This window comes from Peribacillus sp. NPDC096447 (assembly GCF_044762725.1).
Classification (GTDB): Bacteria; Bacillota; Bacilli; order Bacillales; family DSM-1321; genus Peribacillus.
On sequence record NZ_JBIWEV010000005.1, the window covers coordinates 139,034 to 160,102 of the forward strand.

Annotated in this window: 18 protein-coding genes and 2 pseudogenes; 13 read left to right on the top strand and 7 right to left on the bottom strand. The window is 38.1% G+C overall.

Features of this window, described 5'->3' with window-relative positions:
* Window positions 1-218 precede the first annotated feature (218 nt).
* The 5 genes from ACIQZD_RS17995 to ACIQZD_RS18015 all read left to right on the top strand — a co-directional run bounded on the left by ACIQZD_RS17995 (window position 219) and on the right by ACIQZD_RS18015 (window position 7,072).
* Entirely contained in the window at window positions 219-1,829 is a 1,611-nt protein-coding gene (locus ACIQZD_RS17995) for a xylulokinase (protein ID WP_402905068.1), read from the top strand.
* A 22-nt stretch (window positions 1,830-1,851) separates the two neighbouring features.
* Window positions 1,852-2,547, top strand: a complete 696-nt coding sequence (locus tag ACIQZD_RS18000) for an L-ribulose-5-phosphate 4-epimerase (protein ID WP_402905070.1) — start codon at window positions 1,852-1,854, stop codon at window positions 2,545-2,547.
* Between the two features lie 52 nt (window positions 2,548-2,599).
* Complete coding sequence (gene araA, locus ACIQZD_RS18005; RefSeq protein ID WP_402905072.1) at window positions 2,600-4,024, top strand: L-arabinose isomerase; 1,425 nt, start codon at window positions 2,600-2,602, stop codon at window positions 4,022-4,024.
* Window positions 4,025-4,337: 313 nt separating this feature from the next.
* Complete coding sequence (locus tag ACIQZD_RS18010) at window positions 4,338-5,732, top strand: sugar porter family MFS transporter (RefSeq protein WP_402905074.1); 1,395 nt, start codon at window positions 4,338-4,340, stop codon at window positions 5,730-5,732.
* Between the two features lie 284 nt (window positions 5,733-6,016).
* Window positions 6,017-7,072, top strand: a complete 1,056-nt coding sequence (locus ACIQZD_RS18015; protein WP_402905076.1) for an aldose epimerase family protein — start codon at window positions 6,017-6,019, stop codon at window positions 7,070-7,072.
* Between the two features lie 369 nt (window positions 7,073-7,441).
* Here the strand turns inward: ACIQZD_RS18015 and ACIQZD_RS18020 are convergent.
* A pseudogene (locus tag ACIQZD_RS18020) lies at window positions 7,442-7,618 on the bottom strand (SMR family transporter); the annotation flags it as partial.
* Between the two features lie 42 nt (window positions 7,619-7,660).
* The gene (gene pdxR / locus ACIQZD_RS18025) at window positions 7,661-9,046 is read right to left on the bottom strand and encodes a MocR-like pyridoxine biosynthesis transcription factor PdxR (RefSeq protein WP_402905078.1); all 1,386 of its coding nucleotides are present in this window, start codon (window positions 9,044-9,046) and stop codon (window positions 7,661-7,663) included.
* Between the two features lie 133 nt (window positions 9,047-9,179).
* On the opposite strand from pdxR, the gene ACIQZD_RS18030 reads away from it, so the two are divergent.
* Together ACIQZD_RS18030 and ACIQZD_RS18035 are read left to right on the top strand one after the other, a co-directional pair.
* Entirely contained in the window at window positions 9,180-9,812 is a 633-nt protein-coding gene (locus ACIQZD_RS18030; protein WP_402905080.1) for an FMN-binding negative transcriptional regulator, read from the top strand.
* Window positions 9,813-10,063: 251 nt separating this feature from the next.
* A complete protein-coding gene (locus ACIQZD_RS18035) occupies window positions 10,064-10,702 on the top strand; it encodes a LysE family translocator (RefSeq protein WP_402905082.1) in 639 nt (212 codons plus the stop codon).
* A 635-nt stretch (window positions 10,703-11,337) separates the two neighbouring features.
* Here ACIQZD_RS18035 and ACIQZD_RS18040 read toward each other — a convergent pair.
* Window positions 11,338-11,610 carry a hypothetical protein gene (locus ACIQZD_RS18040; protein ID WP_402905084.1) on the bottom strand — a complete coding sequence of 91 codons (273 nt, stop codon included), beginning with the start codon at window positions 11,608-11,610 and terminating at the stop codon, window positions 11,338-11,340.
* Between the two features lie 197 nt (window positions 11,611-11,807).
* Window positions 11,808-13,427, bottom strand: coding sequence for an ABC-F family ATP-binding cassette domain-containing protein (locus tag ACIQZD_RS18045; RefSeq protein WP_402905085.1), 1,620 nt, complete (start codon window positions 13,425-13,427; stop codon window positions 11,808-11,810).
* A gap of 342 nt (window positions 13,428-13,769) precedes the next feature.
* On the opposite strand from ACIQZD_RS18045, the gene ACIQZD_RS18050 reads away from it, so the two are divergent.
* Window positions 13,770-14,171, top strand: a complete 402-nt coding sequence (locus ACIQZD_RS18050) for an RDD family protein (protein WP_402905087.1) — start codon at window positions 13,770-13,772, stop codon at window positions 14,169-14,171.
* Between the two features lie 182 nt (window positions 14,172-14,353).
* On the opposite strand, the gene ACIQZD_RS18055 is transcribed toward ACIQZD_RS18050, so the two are convergent.
* Entirely contained in the window at window positions 14,354-14,593 is a 240-nt protein-coding gene (locus ACIQZD_RS18055; RefSeq protein WP_137020786.1) for a hypothetical protein, read from the bottom strand.
* Between the two features lie 322 nt (window positions 14,594-14,915).
* Here ACIQZD_RS18055 and ACIQZD_RS18060 point away from each other — a divergent pair, with 322 nt between their 5' ends.
* Window positions 14,916-17,174: a HelD family protein gene (locus tag ACIQZD_RS18060; RefSeq protein ID WP_402905090.1), complete on the top strand. Its 2,259-nt coding sequence runs from the start codon at window positions 14,916-14,918 to the stop codon at window positions 17,172-17,174.
* A gap of 36 nt (window positions 17,175-17,210) precedes the next feature.
* On the opposite strand, the gene ACIQZD_RS18065 is transcribed toward ACIQZD_RS18060, so the two are convergent.
* On the bottom strand, window positions 17,211-17,732 hold the full coding sequence (locus ACIQZD_RS18065) for a GNAT family N-acetyltransferase (protein WP_402905092.1): 522 nt from the start codon (window positions 17,730-17,732) through the stop codon (window positions 17,211-17,213).
* A gap of 141 nt (window positions 17,733-17,873) precedes the next feature.
* Between ACIQZD_RS18065 and ACIQZD_RS18070 the strand changes: the two genes are divergently transcribed.
* Both ACIQZD_RS18070 and ACIQZD_RS18075 read left to right on the top strand, forming a co-directional pair.
* On the top strand, window positions 17,874-18,065 hold the full coding sequence (locus ACIQZD_RS18070; RefSeq protein ID WP_034307314.1) for a hypothetical protein: 192 nt from the start codon (window positions 17,874-17,876) through the stop codon (window positions 18,063-18,065).
* A gap of 77 nt (window positions 18,066-18,142) precedes the next feature.
* Window positions 18,143-18,559 (top strand): hypothetical protein, encoded by a 417-nt coding sequence (locus ACIQZD_RS18075; RefSeq protein ID WP_402905094.1) that lies wholly within the window; start codon window positions 18,143-18,145, stop codon window positions 18,557-18,559.
* A 92-nt stretch (window positions 18,560-18,651) separates the two neighbouring features.
* Here ACIQZD_RS18075 and ACIQZD_RS18080 read toward each other — a convergent pair whose 3' ends face one another.
* Window positions 18,652-19,842, bottom strand: a complete 1,191-nt coding sequence (locus ACIQZD_RS18080; protein WP_402905096.1) for an alanyl-tRNA editing protein — start codon at window positions 19,840-19,842, stop codon at window positions 18,652-18,654.
* Between the two features lie 131 nt (window positions 19,843-19,973).
* On the opposite strand from ACIQZD_RS18080, the gene ACIQZD_RS18085 reads away from it, so the two are divergent.
* Window positions 19,974-20,474 carry a response regulator gene (locus ACIQZD_RS18085; protein WP_402905098.1) on the top strand — a complete coding sequence of 167 codons (501 nt, stop codon included), beginning with the start codon at window positions 19,974-19,976 and terminating at the stop codon, window positions 20,472-20,474.
* Between the two features lie 170 nt (window positions 20,475-20,644).
* Window positions 20,645-21,028 (top strand): annotated as a pseudogene (locus tag ACIQZD_RS18090) (response regulator transcription factor).
* Window positions 21,029-21,069: the final 41 nt, after the last annotated feature.

Below are 21,069 nucleotides of genomic sequence, written 5' to 3' on the forward strand. Positions count from 1 at the left end.
TTTGCATAAATTAAATTCGCCCTATTTACCATTTAGGTTTTATGTCATTTAAATTCCTTTATTACTAATTTTAAAGTGAGGATGGAGGATTTCTCTTGAAAGTTGTAAGTATAAATAATATTTATAGTTGACAAATGTACGTACAAAAAATATAATATGATTGTTACTAAATTTAAGCGCCTCCTTTCGTTGAAAGCGCTGTCAGAAGGGGGATTAACGTGCAAACGAATATATTGAAAATTAAACAAGCGATTACCAAGGGAGAAACTTCACTTGGAATCGAATTTGGATCCACGCGTATTAAAGCTGTGTTGATTGATAATCGTTATGAAACAATCGCATCTGGAAGTTATGAGTGGGAGAACCTCTTGGAAGATGGAATTTGGACGTACAACTTAGTGGATATAATCACTGGTCTGCAAACAGCTTATAGTGAAATGAAGCAAGAAGTTGAACGAAATTACGGAATTACAATTCGAATAATAGGTTCTATTGGATTTTCTGCAATGATGCATGGGTATATGGCTTTTGACATTACAGGGGAGCTGCTTGTTCCGTTTCGAACTTGGCGTAACTCAACAACTGGTGTTGCAGCAAAAGAATTAACTAATCAATTTCAATTTAATATCCCTGAACGATGGAGTATTGCTCACCTTTATCAAGCAATATTAAATGAAGAAAAACATTTGCCTCGCATTGATTGTATTACCACTTTGGCTGGATACATTCACTGGTTATTGACTGGTAATAAAGCAATTGGCATTGGAGATGCTTCAGGCATGTTCCCGATTGATGAATCAACGCAAGATTACAATGAATCGATGGTCAAGCAGTTTGACGATTTAATTGCGACGAAAGGTTATCCTTGGGGGCTAAAAGAGATTCTGCCTAAAGTATACATTTCAGGCGAGCAAGCGGGTGAATTAACCGAAATTGGAGCGAAAATCCTGGATAGATCAAGAAATTTACAACCAGGCACCCCCATTTGCCCACCAGAAGGCGATGCTGGAACTGGAATGGTTGCTACGAATAGTGTGAGGAAACGTACCGGCAACGTCTCAGTAGGCACTTCCGTTTTTGCCATGATTGTACTAGAGAAAGAACTTTCAAAAGTATATGCAGAAATTGATTTGGTAACTACACCAAACGGAAGTCCAGTTGGAATGGTACACGCGAATAACTGTTCAAGTGATCTCAATGCTTGGCTGGGATTGTTCCGTGAATTTTCTGAGGCAATGGGACAGAAGGTTGATACAAATAAATTATTTGAAGTGATGTTGAATAAGGCTTTGGAAGCGGATCCAGATGGTGGCGGTTTGCTTAGCTACGGTTATTTCTCAGGTGAAAATATCACAGGATTAGAAAAAGGGCGACCATTATTTGTTCGCTCGCCTGAGAGTCATTTCAATTTAGCAAACTTCATGCGGACTCACCTTTTTACTGCTTTCGGTGCTTTGAAAATCGGGATGGGTATTTTGACAAAGGAAGAAAATGTTGCAATTGATCGTATTTTGGCTCACGGTGGTTTATTTAAAACCCCTCTTGTTGGACAAAAAATTGTTGCCGCTGCAATGAATACTCCAGTATCAGTTATGTCAACAGCAGGAGAAGGCGGAGCGTGGGGAATGGCGATTCTTGCATCTTACATGATGAATAAAGATCAAAAAGAAAGTTTAGAAGACTTCCTCGACAAAAAAGTATTCGAAGAGGTTGATGGGCAAGAAATTTATCCTGATCAAGTAGATGTTAAAGGATTTGAAGCATTTATTGAAAGATACAGGAAGGGTTTAGTGATTGAGCAGGCCGCTGTAGACAATTTGATGTTATGAGTGGAAAACTGGAGGGATTGACGTGTTAGAACAACTGAAAGAAGAGGTATTTCAAGCAAATTTGGACTTGCCTAAATATGGACTCGTGAAATATACATGGGGAAATGCAAGTGCCATTGATCGTGAAAGTGGTTTATTTGTTATCAAACCTAGTGGTGTTGATTACGAAACGATGAAAGCCAGTGATATGGTCGTTGTTGATTTAGATGGCAATATTGTTGAAGGAGAGTTGAGGCCTTCATCAGATACAGCGACTCACGCAGTACTTTATAAGTATTACCAAGAAATCGGGGGCATTGTACATACTCATTCAACTTGGGCGACAATCTGGGCTCAAGCAGGCCTTGATGTTCCAGCGATGGGGACCACTCATGCAGACACTTTTTACGGATCCGTCCCATGTGCCCGCTACCTAACACAAGAGGAGATTGATCGTGGGTACGAAGTGGAGACTGGGAAGTTAATCATCGAAACATTTGAAGAGCGTGGGTTAGATATTTTAGCCGTTCCTGGTGTCTTACTTCATGGTCATGGTCCGTTTACTTGGGGCAAAGATGCAAAATCCGCCGTAATGAATAGTGTGGTGTTGGATGAAGTTTCGAAAATGAATTTATTCACAAGGGAATTAAATCATTTTGCAAAGGAATTACCACAAAATATTTTGGATAAACACTATTTACGAAAACATGGAAAATATGCTTATTACGGTCAAAATTAAGATAAACTCTATCAAATTATCAAACTATTAGAATTAAGAAAAGAGGTTCATTATGTTAACAACAGATAAAAAGGAATTTTGGTTCGTCGTAGGATCACAACATCTATATGGGGAAGAAGCGCTAGCAGAGGTCAAGGCGCATGCACAATCGATAACTGATGCATTAAATGTAAGCGGTATTTTACCTTATCCACTTGTATTGCAAGATTTAGCGGTTAGTGCAGATAAAATCACAAGCATCATGAAAGAAGTCAATTATCGTAACGAAGTTGCCGGTGTCATCACTTGGATGCATACTTTCTCACCTGCAAAAATGTGGATTCGTGGAACAAAATTATTACAAAAACCATTGCTTCATTTAGCTACACAATTCAATGAAAGTATTCCTTGGTCAACGATTGATATGGACTTTATGAACCTAAACCAATCCGCCCATGGTGACCGTGAATATGGTTTTATCAATGCCCGTTTGAAAAAACAAAATAAAGTTGTTGTAGGTTATTGGGAGCGCCCTGAAGTGCAACAGCAAATTGCACGATGGATGGACGTAGCGGTTGCTTATAACGAAAGCTTCAACATTAAGATCGCTCGCTTTGGAGACAACATGCGAAACGTTGGAGTAACCGAAGGGGATAAGGTTGAAGCGCAAATCCAATTTGGGTGGACAGTTGACTATTTTGGAATCGGGGACCTTGTTCAATATGTAAATGCGGTTACTGATGAAGAAATTGATGCTTTATTTGCAGAATACGAAGGCCTTTATGAATTTGATTATGGTACCTACAGTAGGGAAGATTGGGAAAAAAGCGTAAAGGTACAGGTAAGCTATGAAATTGCGATTAAACGTTTCCTTGATGATGGTGGTTATACGGCCTTTACAACGAACTTCGAAGATTTATATGGGATGAAACAACTTCCTGGTCTTGCCGTCCAACGTTTGATGGCACAAGGATATGGCTTTGCGGGTGAAGGAGATTGGAAGACGGCAGCACTTGATCGCTTACTGAAAGTGATGAGCCATAACCAATCAACTGGCTTTATGGAAGATTACACATATGAATTAGCTGCTGGACAGGAATCAATCCTTCAATCACATATGCTTGAAGTCGACCCATCATTAGCAAGTAACAAACCAAAAATCGTCGTATCTCCATTAGGTATAGGTGATCGTGAAGATCCAGCACGTTTAGTATTCGACGGCAAAGCAGGAGACGGCGTCGTTGTTTCCGTGGCTGACTTTGGTACAAACTATAAACTTTTGATTAATGAAGTTTCTGCATTTGAGCCAACCATTCCAGCACCAAACCTTCCAGTGGCCCGTGTGCTTTGGGAAGTGAAGCCAAACTTCCAAGATGGAGTGAAAGCTTGGCTGGAGAATGGTGGCGGTCACCATACAGTTGTTTCATTGAACTTAACAACAGACCAAATCATAACCTATGCAAAACTTGTTGGCTTGGAATACGTAGTTATTAAGTAATGTCTCTCCCCTCCAAGGAGGCTCTGCTTCCTAGGAGGGAAAAAATAGGTACTCCAGAGGTCTGGAAATAGTAACCATTAGTATGATCCCTTTATTCGTAAGCGTGTTCATGGTTTTCCGGAAAAAGATGAAAGCGTTTTAATAGCGCAATGACTACCAAGAATTCATCTTAATAAATAACTTTTAGGATGAATCTACTAGCATGTATTTGTAGTTTGAAAACACTAGTATTATTTTCTTTCAAAGCTATCAATATTTTTAGTAGTGGGATTTTTTAAAAAAATAATTTTAAAACCTTGAGGAGGGAATTTTTATGGTTAATGGAAAGAAAATCTCAAGTGGATTCATTTATTTTTTTGGGGCTTTTGGAGGCATTCTCTTCGGTTATGATATCGGCGTTATGACGGGTGCTTTGCCTTTTCTGCAACATGATTGGAACCTTCAAAACAACCCTGGTGCTATTGGCTGGATTACCTCTTCGTTGATGTTTGGAGCTATTTTTGGAGGTGCCCTGGCCGGACAACTTTCCGATCGTTTAGGACGGCGCAAAATGATTTTAATATCTTCTATCATTTTTGCTGTTGGCTCCATTTTGGCAGGAATATCCCCTCATAATGGGCTCCTTTTTATGATTGTTGCCCGGATTTTATTAGGGTTGGCTGTAGGTGCTGCTTCTGCGTTGGTCCCAGCCTATATGTCGGAAATGGCGCCTGCACGTTTACGTGGACGTCTGTCAGGAATTAATCAAACAATGATTGTCTCTGGAATGTTGCTTTCATACATTGTCGCTTATTTATTGAAAGACTTACCAGGAACTATGGCATGGCGGTTGATGCTTAGTTTGGCTGCCGTACCTGCTTTGATCTTATTTATTGGAGTGTCAAGGTTACCCGAATCACCACGTTTTTTAATTAAGAACAATAAAATTGATGAAGCTCGTAAGGTGTTGGGCTTTATTCGCTCTAACAAAGAACAAATTGACTCTGAAATAATACAAATTCAAGAAACTGTTAAAGAGGAAGCAAAGGTAAATCAAAAAGCATCATGGGGTACACTTTTAAGTAATAAATACCGTTATTTAGTAATTGCTGGTGTGGGTGTTGCTGCGTTTCAACAATTCCAGGGCGCAAACGCAATTTTTTATTATATTCCTATGATTGTGGAAAAAGCAACGGGGCATGAAGCAAGCTCAGTATTGATGTGGCCAATTATTCAAGGGGTTATTCTCGTACTAGGTTCATTAATATTCCTTATGATTGCTGATAAATTTAATCGCCGTACTTTATTAACAATAGGCGGAACTATTATGGGGCTATCCTTTATTTTGCCGGCAATATTGAATTTATTAATTCCTAATGCAAATCCGCTGATGATGGTTGTTTTTTTAAGTATCTATGTAGCACTTTATTCATTCACGTGGGCTCCTTTAACTTGGGTCATAGTTGGAGAAATTTTCCCGCTGGTAATTCGCGGGCGTGCATCAGGATTAGCTTCATCATTTAACTGGATTGGTTCTTTCTTGGTTGGATTGCTATTTCCAATCATGACCGCTTCGATGTCTCAAGAAGCTGTTTTTGCAATCTTTGGTGCTATTTGTTTACTTGGTGTTTTATTTATCCGGACATGCGTTCCTGAAACTCGTGGTCATACTTTGGAGGAAATTGAAAAAATTGGAGAAAGTAAACAAGCTAAGGGAAAAAGTGCTTAAATTAGACCTATGAGATTTGGAACAGAATTCAAAGAAGCTATACCTAAATAGGAGAGTTAAGCATGTATTTTAAATCAGGGGGTCAAAAGGGAAAATACTTCTGTAATTATGATCTACACACACATCATGAACATGTTGATTTACTCATATGATTCCCTTCCTTAAGGCCGAAGTTGCTACTTCGGCTTTTCAACTATTAAAATGTTTGCTGAACTTTTTGTGCAATTCATGGTGTTTTAGCTTTTATTTATATGAAGGAATTTAATAGGGAAGGAGCCGAAAAAATGAAAACATCACAAAGCTCGTTTGGAAATGAAGTCTTGCTGTTTACAATAGAAAATGATCATGGAGTAAGAATGGAAGTTACAAACTTTGGGGCAAGAATCGTCAATCTGTTCGTCCTAACGGAAACGTGTCGTAATAATATCGTATTGGGATTTGACTCGATTGAGGATTACAAAAAAGAAACATATTATGGAGCAACAATAGGAAGAGTCGCTGGAAGAATAAAAAATGGCGAATTTTCAATTGGTGAATCACGTTACCAAACATCTGTAAATCAATTAGGGAATACATTACACGGTGGCAACCCTGGATTCGATGAAAAAATCTGGGATTATGAAGTGAAGGAGACGGACGAAAGTGCATCGATCATCTTTTCAACCCACTCACCTGATGGCGAGAATGGTTTTCCGGGGAATTTGAAAGTAAGTGTGACTTATACATTAGACAACTTAAATATTTGGTCAGTCAGCTATCAAGCAAATAGTGATAAAGACACAATTTTTAATCCGACCAATCACGTCTATTTTAACTTAACAGGGCATCCCAGCAATCCAATCGATGATCATTTATTACAAATCTTTTCTGAAGAATTTGCACCAGTAAATGACGATACCACGGTAACTGGGGAAAAGCGAAGCACAATTGGCACGCCTTATGATTTTCGAACACCCAAGAAATTAAAATCAACCTTTGAAGCAATTGACGCAGAAGTTAAAAAGGTTCAAGGAATCGATCATCCATTCTTCCTTACGTGCTCAGGACTTCATCAAACTGCAGCCAAATTAATTAGTCCTGACCAGAAAATAACAGTCGAGGTATACACAGAAGAGCCTGCGGTTGTCATTTACACTGCAAACTTTGTGAAAGGTGTGCCACTTATGCACGGAGAAAAATTAATTCAACACGGCGGAATAACGTTTGAAACCCAAGCTGCTCCAGGAGCGATTGAGTTTGAAGATTTTGGAGATATTCTTCTTTTAGCAGGCGAAAATTATACTTCCCAAACAAAATACAAAATTGAGGTCAGGACCCCACAAGCTGAAGTTTCCATTTAGTGTGTTAAAGTGTTGAGTAGGTTGATTTGGTTTCGATAATTTCACAACGATTCGGCTGCTAGGTTGGATTTCCGCCGATTAAGAGTTAGCCACTCACTCGAACTGAGTTTTGGAGGATAGAGGATAACTTATCTTTAAGCTTAAACAGTTAGATAGTGACTCGTAAACTACGGTTAAAGGTAATCCGCCATTCAAACAGCGCATATTAAATACGTAGCAGCTCCTGGCACGATACTTGCATCAATTAAAGGAGGTGCTTTTCCTATGCCGCAACAAAAATTAACGATAGTCCCCGTTACATTTCATGCCGACCTTCCCGATAAATACTTGCTCTTCCAATCTATAGATTCTCCTTATAAAATCATTCTAAATATTGCCGCGTAATGCACCAATTCCGGTCCATATTCCATAAGTGTCCCATAGGAAGTGTTTCCATTGCATAGGATAAAAATGTGAAGCTCGCTCCAAATCCAATAACTAATAAGGCTAGAGATTTCAAATTAAGGGCCCTATGAAGAGATTATTTATCATTGCAACACCAAACATTCCAAATAAAGCTACAATTCGTTTGTTCAAAGAATTGTGGAGTTATTCTTTTAACCATGCCTTCTTTAAGAGTTTCACACCGACATCAATTTCATTGGCAGAAAGATTACTGAAACCTAGTTTAACCATTGGTCCGTCGTTGTTATTTTTAATGAAGTAGACGGACGTAGGATACACCGTAACGCCATGAAAGGAAGCTTGTTGAATTAACCATTCTTCTGAATGCTTCAGATGTACTTTGACTAATACATACAAACCAGATTGTTCACCAATAATTGATATATTTTGAGCGAATTGCTCTTTTAATGCGGATACTAAGTGCTGCATTTTTCTTTTATAAACAAGGCGCATTCTTTTAATATGTCGACTCCATTCTCCCTCTTCCATAAGTTTAGCCATTGTAAGCTGGCTAAGCAGGGAGGTAGTAGCTTCAAAATGAAGAAACTGATTTTTAAAACGATTTAATAATGGCTGTGGCAAGACCATATAACTTAAACGAATTCCTGGAAGAAAGGACTTCGAGAAATTCCCTAAATAAATGACTCTTGCTGAATCAATGGAGGCAAGAGCAGGAAATGGTTTTTGTGTATAGCGAAATTCACTATCATAATCGTCTTCGATAATATATCCACGTATCTTGTTAACCCAATGAATAAGCATTTGCCGTTGTTGAATAGACATGCTTACTCCAATTGGACTTTGATGGGAAGGGGTTACATAGATTAATCGTGATTTCATTTGTTCTAATTGTGAAAGTTCAGCACCTGTTTCATAAACAGGCAAAGTTTCCAACATAAAACGATGGAATTGAAAAGCTTCCCTAGCACCGTCGTAACCAGGGTCTTCAACTATAATACTCTGGAATTCATCCTTCAGTATATGTCCAAGGTATACAAGCATTTGTTGGGTACTGCTTCCGATAATAATTGCATTTGCATTTGTTTTCACTCCGCGTGATTGGAATAAATATGTGGAGATTTGTTCGCGCAGGCATTCTTCCCCAAATGGTTCCCCGTATCGAAAGCTATCCTGCAATGTTAATACTTGATTAGCAATTCTCCTCCAAATTTTCAGTGGGAAATGTGTTTGATCAACGGCACCTGCCCTGAAATTAACTACCGGAGGTTTCTTGGACTCAGTCTGCTTTTTATTATAAGAAATTAATGGCTCCTGAAATATTAGCGGTTCTAACTCATTTGCAAAATAACCTTTTCTGCCCTCTCCGCGAATATACCCTTCAGCAACAAGTTGTTCATATGCCAGTAAAGTTGTATTGCGGCTTACATGTAAGGAATCTGCAAGTTGACGAATGGAGGGTAATTGTTCATTCGCCAAAATGTCTCCTTGTTCAATATATGATTTGAATTTCTCGTAGATTTGTTTGTATTTTGGGGAGTTATCATTAAAAGTAAAAATGGTATTATTCATTTTCAATCCCTCTGACATGTATATTTGTTTATTATTGTACCTTTTTTCATGTCAAATTGTATAATATTATTTTTTTATCGGATATTTATTTTTAATGCTTATATGTTTAAAAGCTCAAATACAGGTTGAAAGGATGATTATTGTGTACATTCCTAAGCAATATCGTATGAAAAATGAAGAGGCAGTTCAAATTATGAAGTCTAACCCGTTTGCCTTATTGATTACTGTTTATGAACATCGTCCCATAGCTACGCATATTCCTTTGGAAATTCGGGAAGGTGAAGGGAAAATCTATGCGACTGGGCACATTGCATACGGAAACATGCAGAAAAAAACTATAGACAATAATAGTGATGTGTTACTGATTTTTCAAGGGCAGCACGCTTACATTTCATCAAGTTGGTATCAGTGCGAAGAGGTTCCTACATGGGACTATCTAGCTGTACATGCGTATGGATCAGCACGTGTAATCACTGAAGACGAGCTGATTTCCTCCTTGGATACTATGCTTAATCACTATGAGTCTCACCGAGAAAATGGTCGGACCTGGGAAACGTTTGATCCAGAGTTGCTTAAGAGTGAAATGAAAGGAATAGTCGGCTTTGAAATTGAAATCACATCTATTCAAGCTGCAGCCAAAATGAGTCAAAATCGTAATGACACCGATTACAAAGCGATTATTACAGAGCTTGAAAAATCAAATGAACAAGGGGAAATTCAGGTTGCGCAATGGATGCGTGAGCAACGGAAAGGATTAATTGAATGATTGGCATATTACTAGGGTTTGCTGGCGGCACCCCTGAAAGCAAAAATGGTGTTTATCATTTTTTAAGGAAAGCAAAGGTAAGTCAAAACCATTCCCTACAGACAAGAGCTCTTGGAACAGATTCCTTTTCTAAATGAGTAACAAATCTCCTCCTTGATGAAAGCGACCCTTAAAAAAGTGTAACCTTGCTTTCACCATCAAGGAGGAGCCCAATAAATCATATGCAAAAATACAACAAGGAGTTGCTTTTTATGGAGTTTTCAAATATTTGGCTATTTGTAATTACTGCTGCTACATTGTTAATAATACCTGGACCGGCTGTGTTGTATATTATGGCAAGAAGTATAGATCAAGGGAAGAAAGCGGGCATAGTATCAGTTCTTGGTGTATCTCTTGGTGGTTCTGTTCACGTTTTAGCTGGAGCAATAGGAGTTTCTGCAATCCTTATGACATCAGCAACAGCCTTTAATATCGTTAAATACTTGGGTGCTGCTTATCTTATCTATCTGGGGTGTAGGACTTTATTTTCTACATCTGATCGAACGACTTCAGAAATACCAAAAGCCCCTCGCAAAAAGTTATTAAAGATATTTTACGAATCAGTGCTCGTAGAAATAATGAATCCTAAGACAGCACTCTTTTTTTTAGCCTTCTTCCCGCAATTCATATCACCTTCTGCCGGATCAGTCACAATACAATTTTTACTTTTAGGAATTATATTTATTATCCTAGCTTTTATTAGTGATGGTCTGTATGCAGTTCTTGCAGCAAGTATTAGAAAGCGGATTCTGGGTAGTGAAGTAAATTCTAAGTTGCAGAATCGGATAACTGGTTATTTATATATTGTTCTAGGGGTATTCTCCGCCTTTGCGAGTCCCTCCAAAACATAAGAGTGTTTGATGAAATTTATCGAGTTGTTAACAACAAATAGCGATACTACTATGACAATAAGTAAAATGAACTGGAGGGATATTGATTGGCGGCTTATAAAAAAGGGTTTGGTGCAAAAGTGAACATGAATATAGCAGCAGCGAAGGAAGAGTAAAAGTGAAGAAAAGGTAAATCATGCCGTCATCACATACGGCTCATGAATCGATTTTTTATTTGAGAATAGAGTAACGCTGGAGAATTTAAATACGATAGAATGCTATATTGGTAATGGTATCCAAATATATAAGTTTCAGGATATAAAAAAGACTAAATATAAACTAGATTTTTTATAAGTAGCTGCTGTCTTCATGGGAGTAGGACACAGATTTTAGTACCTGCGTATCAAACCATTGCGATGAATGCCGTTTCACCTGAACGACGTGGGATACGGGTTAGGCTCTTACTTCTTAGAGGTTGTTTCAAACAGTACAGGGTATCGAATAATATTTATTAAAAGGGTAGCAGAGGTAGAAGCAAAGGAAGAGGAACAGTGAAGAATAAAATGAAGAAAGGTAAGAGCACTTATTTGCTCTTACCTTTTTTGAATAGCTCGCGTTTAAATAAAGGCAGGATCATTTTAACTAGCCTTTTATGCTTAACAAATATGTTCGTCATACTCGGTTTTCAAGTAATTCATCATTCTTTGTTTTTGGTGGGAATAATGAAAGCAATTAAAGTAAAAGGAAAAGTCGTCAAAAAAGAGAGGATTTTTATCATCGAAGCCATAAGAATTTAAAAAATCCGAGATTACTTTTTCTTGTTCCACTACATCGAACAATCCGGATATATAAAAATGATAACTGAATTTATCATATAAAAAAAGGTATCCTGTATCATCAAAAATATTTTTCACTGTATGACCATCCAATTCTAACTCACTCCTTCCTTACCAATATACCTTTTTATCGATGAAATTATTCAGTGATCATCTTTAAGGGAATATTATTATATTTATTGCAGCGTGTTTTTTATACCTTCAATGCATTAAAGGTATGAAATAAATGCAGGCAGAAAGAATCGGGAACGAAAAAAGCACATCCAATAAGGATGTGCTTTCAAAAAGCATTATTTGTACATTTCAGCCACTTGTTTTTGCAATTCGCCATTTTCAAGGTACTCATCATAACTCATTTGCTTATCGACTGTACCTTTTGGAGTAAGTTCAATGATTCGGTTCGCTATAGTTTGGATGAACTGATGATCATGAGAAGAGAAGATCATAGATCCTTTAAAGCTGATCAAACCGTTGTTCAATGCCGTAATCGACTCTAAGTCCAGATGGTTAGTAGGTTCATCAAGCATTAGGACGTTCGAACCGCTTAACATCATTTTGGAAAGCATACAGCGGACTTTTTCGCCCCCAGAAAGTACACTTGCCTTTTTCGTGACTTCATCGCCAGAGAATAACATTCTGCCCAAGAAACCGCGCAGGAAGCTTTCACTCTGGTCATTAGGAGAATATTGACGGAGCCAATCGACAAGATTTAAATCGACACCTTCAAAGAATTCAGCATTATCCTTAGGGAAGTATGCCTGAGAGGTCGTAACGCCCCATTTGAATGAGCCGCTATCCGGTTCAATTTCACCTGCCAAGATTTTGAACATTGTTGTTTTAGCAATCTCATCTTTACCGACAAATGCAATCTTGTCGCCTTTATTCATCGTGAAGCTGACATTATCCAATATTTTTACGCCATCGATCGTTTTCGAGATTCCATCTACACGAAGCAGGTCGTTCCCGATTTCACGTTCAGGAGTAAAGCCGACATATGGATAGCGGCGTGAAGAAGGCTCGATATCATCCAAGCTGATTTTGTCCAATAATTTCTTACGGGATGTCGCCTGGCTCGATTTCGATGCATTGGCACTGAAACGCGCGATGAAATTTTGAAGCTCTTTGATTTTTTCTTCTTTTTTCTTATTGGCATCTTGAGTCAGTTTAAGGGCAAGCTGGCTTGATTCATACCAGAAGTCATAGTTACCGATATAAACTTTGATTTTACCGAAATCAAGATCCGCGATATGTGTACAAACTTTGTTAAGGAAGTAACGGTCATGAGAAACTACGATAACAGTGTTTTCAAAGTTGATTAAGAATTCTTCCAGCCATTTGATCGCTTTTAAGTCCAAGTGGTTGGTAGGCTCATCCAGTAAAAGAACATCCGGTTTACCGAATAATGCCTGGGCAAGCAATACTTTAACTTTGTCGCCACCGTTCAATTCAGCCATTTTCTTCGTATGCAGGTCTTCCGAGATGCCAAGGCCTTTTAAGAGGATTGAAGCTTCAGGTTCAGCTTCCCAGCCGTTTAATTCGGCAAATTCCCCTTCAAGCTCGGCCGCTTTCATTCCGTCTTCGTCCGTGAAGTTTTCCTTCATATAAATGGCATCTTTTTCTTGCATGACTTCATATAATCTTTCATGTCCCATAATGACGACTTTTAGAACTTCTTCCTCTTCATAAGCGAAGTGATCCTGCTTTAGAACGGCAAGGCGTTCGCCTGGCCCCATATGGACATCACCGGATTGAGCTTCAATTTCACCGGAAAGGATTTTTAAGAAAGTGGATTTACCCGCACCATTCGCACCAATCAGGCCATAACAGTTACCAGGAGTGAATTTTATATTAACATCTTCAAACAGTTTACGATCGCCATAACGTAAACCAACATTATTTACTGTAATCATTTATTTACATTCCTCCAAAATACTTTTGTTTCAACGTGTCCAACACTTTGTTTCATTAGTTTTACGCTGATTCATACAAACAGCAGTTTACGATCTTGTATGTTTTAAACTGTGCATCATTTAAATTGTATCTTATTTCTTAGGAAAATTAAAGGCAGATTAGCAAAAACAAACGTTTATAAGCAAAAATTACACAAAGATTTAATTTTGTTTATAAATTGTCACCTATAATGTAAGTTTTATTTTTTTGTTAAAGAAAATTGTGGGTGTAAAGACCTATTACGAACCAACCTTATTATTGGTAATATAGGTAACTGTAACTAACGCAAAAGGAGGATATATATGAGCGATTCAGTAGGCTTTTGGAAACGTCTTTTTGCAGGATTTTTGGATGGCATAATAGTGTCTTTTCCATTAGCGATTATTTTCGGGTTAATTACCGGTGATTGGGAAAATGAAAACTTTTCAACGTTTTTCAACTTTCTTTACATGCTGATTGTCCCGATATTATGGTATGGCTATACAGTGGGTAAAAGGATTATGGGAATACGCATAGTAAGGGTGGACGGAAAAAAATTAGGCATAGGTACAATGCTATTGAGGTATTTAGTTGCTGCTTTGGTTTATGCCATTACATTTGGGATAGGGTTTATTGTCAGTGCGTTCATGGTTGGCATTAGAAAAGATCATAGAGCGATACATGATTTCATAGCAGGTACGTACGTGACATCAAATAAACCATGATTAATTGATTAGCAGTGTAATAGCTGCTTTTTTTTATGCAAATCTACAATTTAAAATCCGATACGATTTTTTGGCGGGTAAATTACAATTTAAGGTATAAATATTACATTGGAAACCATGATAGAATATCTATTCCATTAATACAGTGGCAATTAGGAAGCAAAAAGCACTTAACCTAATGGTCAAGTGCTTTTGTTATTCAAAACCTCTTTATTTTGATTAATGATGATTTTATTTCTTAAAATCATTTCCTTATTATTAAGTCCAACATTGAGTTCTTTGGTATTATTCACTTTTTCTAGCAGCGATACAACAGATATTTCCAATAATTCAGAAACAGGCATATTTGTTTTGGATGATAAAATTTCAAGTTCATGGATTAATTTAGGGGATAGCATTGGTTGTCTTTCATTTATTTCCATGACAGGACCCACTTTCTTAAAAAATTATGTAATTGTAATTTAAGTATATAATGTGAGTTTCCAATAAAACATTAAATTAGCGTAATTTATGTTAAGAATTGATGACAATAGCAGTTCGTAAGTCAACATATTATAGCTAAAATCAATCTGGAATATATAGTGTATTCTTCGAATTATATGAAATATAAGGGATGGTAAATTTCAACTATATAATTCTATGTCTCCAGATTTGTCAACCATTGGCTTTTCTGATAGTATAAATGTCCATTTCGTATTAGCATCGGCATTTTAATAAGTTTGAAAAATACACAAGGAAGGGGAAGTGATTTTATTGGGTAATCACCCTGATTTTGAACAGGAACGACAGCGGCTGGATTTTACGAAACGTTATATCGATGTAGTCATCAAAACATCAGAAACAAGCAAAGATCAATTTCAGAGGAATATGCAAGAAGCTTTTGGCGATGCCGATTGGTCTGAATCAGCCTTATATTCACAGCTGCTGACGACGGCCAACTTTTTTGAGATGTCCAAAACCGAACTTGAAAGTTTACGCAAAGCAAGTAAAAAACCCTACTTTGCAAGAGTGGATTTTGAAAGGAATGACGGTGATAGAGGCGAAGTCCTTTATTTCGGAAAAACATCGCTTTATCAGAGGGAAAGCCAGGAACAGATCATCGTCGATTGGCGTTCACCGATTGCAAATCTATATTATGAGGGACGGATTGGTGAAATAGAATATGAAGCGGAAGGGGAGACATTCAGCGGGAACATCACTTTAAAAAGACAGCTAATGATAGAAGAAGGTGTCCTGGAGGAGATAAGGGACATTGATTTGACAACAACGGATGAATTGTTGCAGGAATCCCTTTCCAAAAGTTCAAGCAATCGATTGACAGATATCATTACCACGATCCAGGAAGAACAAAATAAAATCATTCGGGCAGATTTGAATAAACCTATCATTGTTCAGGGCGCAGCGGGCAGTGGTAAAACCACAATTGCTTTACATAGGATATCTTATTTCATTTATCACTATAAAGACTTGTTCGATCCGCGTCAATTAATGATTCTTGCTCCGAGCCGGGTTTTCATTGATTACATATCTGAAGCTTTACCTGAATTGGGTGTCGAAAAGGTAAAACAATTCACATTTTCGGAATATGTTCAGGCAGCGATAGGAAAGCAAGTGAAGCTTATCGCGGATGATAAATTAACTCGATTGCTGGAAAAGGATGATGAAGAAATTAATTCAGCCGTCTGGATATCAGGTCTGAAGGGCTCCCCTGCCTTTAAATATATATTGGACGAATATGTAAAGGATATTTTCAGGGGTTTTCATCCGGATGCTGATTTTTATTGTGATAAATATCGCCTCTATTCCGCCAAGAAGTTCATTAGGTTATTGGAAGAGGATTATTGGTATTTACCGTTATACAGCAGGCTGGACAAACTGAAGGCCATTTTACAAAATGAAGTGAAATTGAAAAAGAAAATAATGCTTGAACGTGCTGTTGATTTTTATGAAGCCAAAATTGAGAAGGCTCTCTATAAAAATATCGATCCAGTCATACGCAAGGAATTTGTTACAAAATGCCTCGATAAAAAAGAGGAAAGGATCGGGCAGATCAAAAAGGCAATCCGATTTTCCGTAAAAGGCTATTTTAAGCAATTCAAAGATAAGGACCTTCTCCAATACTACCAGGAATTATATCAAGATCCGGAGCGGCTGGCCTCCTACAGTAACGGTAAACTTACTGTAGAAGATGCCAATGCTTTATGTGAGTATAATCAAAAACATTTTTCTGATAAAAGTTACGAGATGGAGGACCTAGGAGCATTATTATATCTTCATGAGCGGCTTTTTGGTGTCGATAAAGAAAACAAAGCAAAAAATGTCGTCATTGATGAGGCACAGGATTATAGCTTCATGCAGTTACAGGCACTAAAGACGGCAGTGGATACCGATATGTTCACACTTGTAGGCGATCTTGCACAAGGCATCCATTCATACCGCGGACTTCAAACATGGGAAGAGGTTCACAGTCGTATTTTCCCTCGGGCGACTTATACTGAATTACAAAAAAGCTACAGAACAACTGTTGAAATAATGAAAAAAGCTAATGAAATACTTCAGTTGTTAACATACGATTTCCCGGAAGTTGAACCTGTAGTCCGTCATGGCAAGGATCCAGAATTCATTTCCATTGAAAAGGAAGGTTGGGAAGAAGAGCTGATCGAACTTATCGCAACCCTTAAAGGAGAAGGTTTTAAAACGTTTGCCGTTATTGCCAAAACGATGAAAGATTGCAAACTGGCAAACGAGAAACTAAGTGGATTCCATCAAGGCTTTCATTTAATAGATGAAGCGGGAAACATCCCAAAAGATAAAACGTTGATTGTGCCATCCTATCAAGCCAAGGGTCTCGAATTCGATGTCGTATTTGCAATATCCCTCGAAGAAATGTATTGCCATGGAAATGAACTTGATATCAAATTGCTGTACGTAACAATGACAAGGCCATTGCACCGGCTTTATTTTTTAGGTAATGAGAAAAAGGCCTTCCTTATCGAGAAATGAGAGGGGGAGGGTGGAGAGTAACCACCCTCCTAATGCTTACAAATGCAAAAGGATATCCTGAATATCTTCCCACCCGAAGCCGACTTCGATAAGCTCGATGCCTGCCATTTTAACGTTTTTTTCAGCTATCACTTGACCGCCAAGTGCTCTGTAAAAACCGCATGAAGGATTATCCTTTAATGCCCATATTATTAAATTCTGGTGTTCCATTTTCATAAGCTCATGTATGACCGCTTTTATCATTTTTCGGCCGAGTCCCTGTCGTTGATATTCTTGTAAAAAGTAAATGGCATATACTTCGCCTTGAATATGCGGATCATTCGTTTGTTCAGGGCCGCCGGCAGCGAAACCGATGATTTCCCCATTGGCGTTTTCCGCTACAAAGGTGGCATTATGCAGCATCTTTAAATTTCTTAACCAGTTTTTCTTTTTGGCTTCCAGATTCATGGAAGACAGATATTGATCTGGGAGGATTCCTTTATAAGTCGTTTTCCAGCTGTTTATATGTACATTTGCTATCCCACTTACATCTTGTTCCATGGCTTTCCTTATCTTCATAAAAACACCTTCTGATTTTCGTATTTTTCCCTAGAATATCATGGAAAAAGTGAATAAGCATTTTATTTATGTTTATAACTGCATGAGAAAGGATATGAAATAAAAGAGTGATTCAACCAGACGAAGGGAAGGATGAGAAAGATGAAATTGAAAGTTGGTTTTTATTTTCCGGGCGGCAAAGAACTAGAACATGAGGTAGAAGGCGATGACTCAACTCAAATGATTTCAAACATCCAAAAGCATCGTTATTATAATTTAGTTAAAGGCGATTGCCATTATGTAGTAGATACGGAAAAAGCAGCGTATTTTTCTGTAACGGAAATACTGGATTGAGATAAACCGCATTGGACTTTCGTTCCATTGCGGTTTATTCTTTTTGTTGTAAGGAAACAGGAAAAGGAGTATCGACAATGAAAATCAATTTTACCAAGAAACAGTATGAAACATTATTCAAAATGGTTCAGTACGGATATTGGGTTGCTTCCGATACTGAAGATAATAAAGAAGAATTTAGTGAGATGGAACAGTATCTCAATTCCTTTGCCAAAGATTTCGGCATGGAAGGAGTACAGTTTGAGAAGGAATATGAAATTTATGATTTGAGCCGGGAATTGGAGGATCAACTTCAAACAGTCATAAATGAGTATGAAGAAGGAGTGTTCAGGGATAAGCTTGCCTATCATTTGGCTAGAAAAGAGTTTGGCGAGGAGTCGGAAAACCATGAATATAATCAGGAGGAAGCGTTTATCCGTCTCATGGAGCTCGAGGAAAAATATCATCTACATATTGAAGAACACGGGTTAGGGAAATTGAAAATGGAAGAATAAAAAGAGAGAGGACTTTATTTGTCCTCTCTTTTCTCATTCCGAGAAGTCATGATCTCCATGTTCATCACGTATGCCATCATTACGGATCGGTTTTATACACCAGGATTATGGCCTAATTTTTCAACTGTGTATTGGTAAAAAGCGATAAAGTCATTTTGTGACGCAAAACCTGCTTGTGCAGTCTGTTCGTTCCCTCCGCCTTTTCCGTTATACGAGCCCAGTTCCGCTTTAAAATATTGTCCGCAATGAAAGGGGGTATCTCCACTGTGTGAAAGGATGACCTTTTGCTCCTTACGTGATGCTAATAATACGGTAACCTTTTCCTTTTTTGCAATCGTACCTGCAAGGTAAATCAGTTCTTTCATTGAGCTATCTTCGAAAATACGAGAGATGAATCCTCCTCCATTTTCTGCAAGCAGGGAGTCGGCAAGGAAATTTGCATTTTCAAGTTTTAAGTTTTCATTTGCCGATAACAGCTGCCTATAGTCATTTTCCAGTTTCTCCACCCTATTCAGAATCTCTGTACGCCCGGTATTGAATCTATTCGATAATGCCAAAAGAATTCCCAGGCTTTCGGAATAATCGTTCAATGCCCTGAAACCGCACTTAAAGTAGAGACGGGTATGTTCTTTCTGCTTCTCCGTTTTGAAAATTTTTATTAAGCCAATTTCACCGGTACGCCCTACATGGGTTCCACCGCAAGGGTTATATTCAATCCCTTCTATCTCAACAATACGGATATTCTCTGAAACTTTAGGCATTTTGACGACAGGAAGCGTCTGTAATTGCTCGTTCGTCACGTAATAGATAAGAATTTCGCGATTCTCGATAATATATTGATTAACTAGCTTTTCAGCAGCAGCCGTATGTACTTCAGTCCATTGAAATCCTGTCATTATATCGATCGTTAAATATTCCTTCCCAAGGTGAAAGCTGACCGTATTAGAGTCGAACAGTTCCCGGCAGACAGCCGAGAGTAAATGCTGGCCGCTATGCTGTTGCATATGATCGAAGCGGCGGGACCAATCAATTTCACAGTGAACGATCTCTGAATCTGGCCGTCTCTCCATCTTATGAAGAATCTTTCCATCATTGTCTTTTATAACGTCAAGAACGGTGATTCCTTCTATTTTACCAGTATCTGCAGGCTGACCGCCCCCTTCGGGATAAAAAGCGGTTTCTTCAAGTGTGATATAGTAAAAGCCATTTTCTTCAACGGTCTCCCGAATTTTGGTATCCCATTGGGAAGTCTTGGTGGACGTGTAATACAATTTTTTTGTCATGAATGATTTCTTTTTCCTTTCAGTTGATCATTAAATTATATCACCGAAATACCAGAGTTTGAAATCGCGGGTTTAGAAGATAGTCAGGTAAATAAGTAAACTTTATGACAAATCCTAAATGGAGTTAGAGGTTGAAAAAATGGATAGTACTGAAATTACGGCACAAATTACGAAGCTTCGAACATGAAAATGTTACGCCCAAGGAGGCTTTGGAGGAAGCTGACACTTCTTTATATGAAGCGAAACGCTCAGGCCGTGGAAGAGTTGAAAGCATGCAAAAAGTGGGAAATAACAAGAAATCGCTCAATGTGTCCGTTATCGATGATGATATCATTATCCGCACCATCTTAACTAAAGCCTTGCATTTGCTTCAGATTCCTCATTTTGATTTGAATATCGCAGTGTATGAAGATGGTCCATCTTTTTTGAAATCCAATCGAGCCAAAGAAGATGTAGCGCATTTTTTAATCCTGGATGGAGTGATGCCTATCATGGATGGAATTGAAGTGCTTCAGAAAGTGAAACAAAGCAGTAATGCTGAGTTTTTCACCGTTTTAATGCTAACTGGAAGAAAAAGTACGGATGATATTGCAAATGCATTGAAACTTGGTGCAGATGATTATGTAACGTAACCATTTAGCATTAGGGAACTCCAGGCTAGAATAGAGCGTCTATTGACGAAGTTAATTAATGGCTACGGATTTTCAGTTATGTATTGATGGAATTCTATTTGCAGAATGGCGTCTAACCATTCCAGGAGTTAAGGCACCATTCGATAGAAGGTTAATTAGGAGGATGAATGATGAAGCGTATTTTATTAGCGGAGGATGAGGAAGTGTTACGAATGCTCGTGGTTGACACTTTAGAGGATGAAGACTATGAGGTTGACGAAGCAGCGGATGGAATGGAGGCCGTACAGCTTCTCGAAAGCAATACGTATGATCTTATAATTCTTGATTAAATGATGCCTGGATATACCGGATTGGAAATCATTGAAAAAATCCAGTCCTCTGAAATCAAAAACCAAGGGAAAATCTTGATGTTATCTGCAAAAAGCCAACAATTTGAACAAGAAAGGATATTGGAAGCTGGTGCGGATTATTTCATGGCCAAACCATTTAGTCCGTTAAAATTAATAGAAAAAATAGAGGTCATTTTGCATGAAACTGAATCCTTACTTTACTAAAAGCCTATCTGGGCAAGTAGTCTCTTTAATGACGGGTTGCA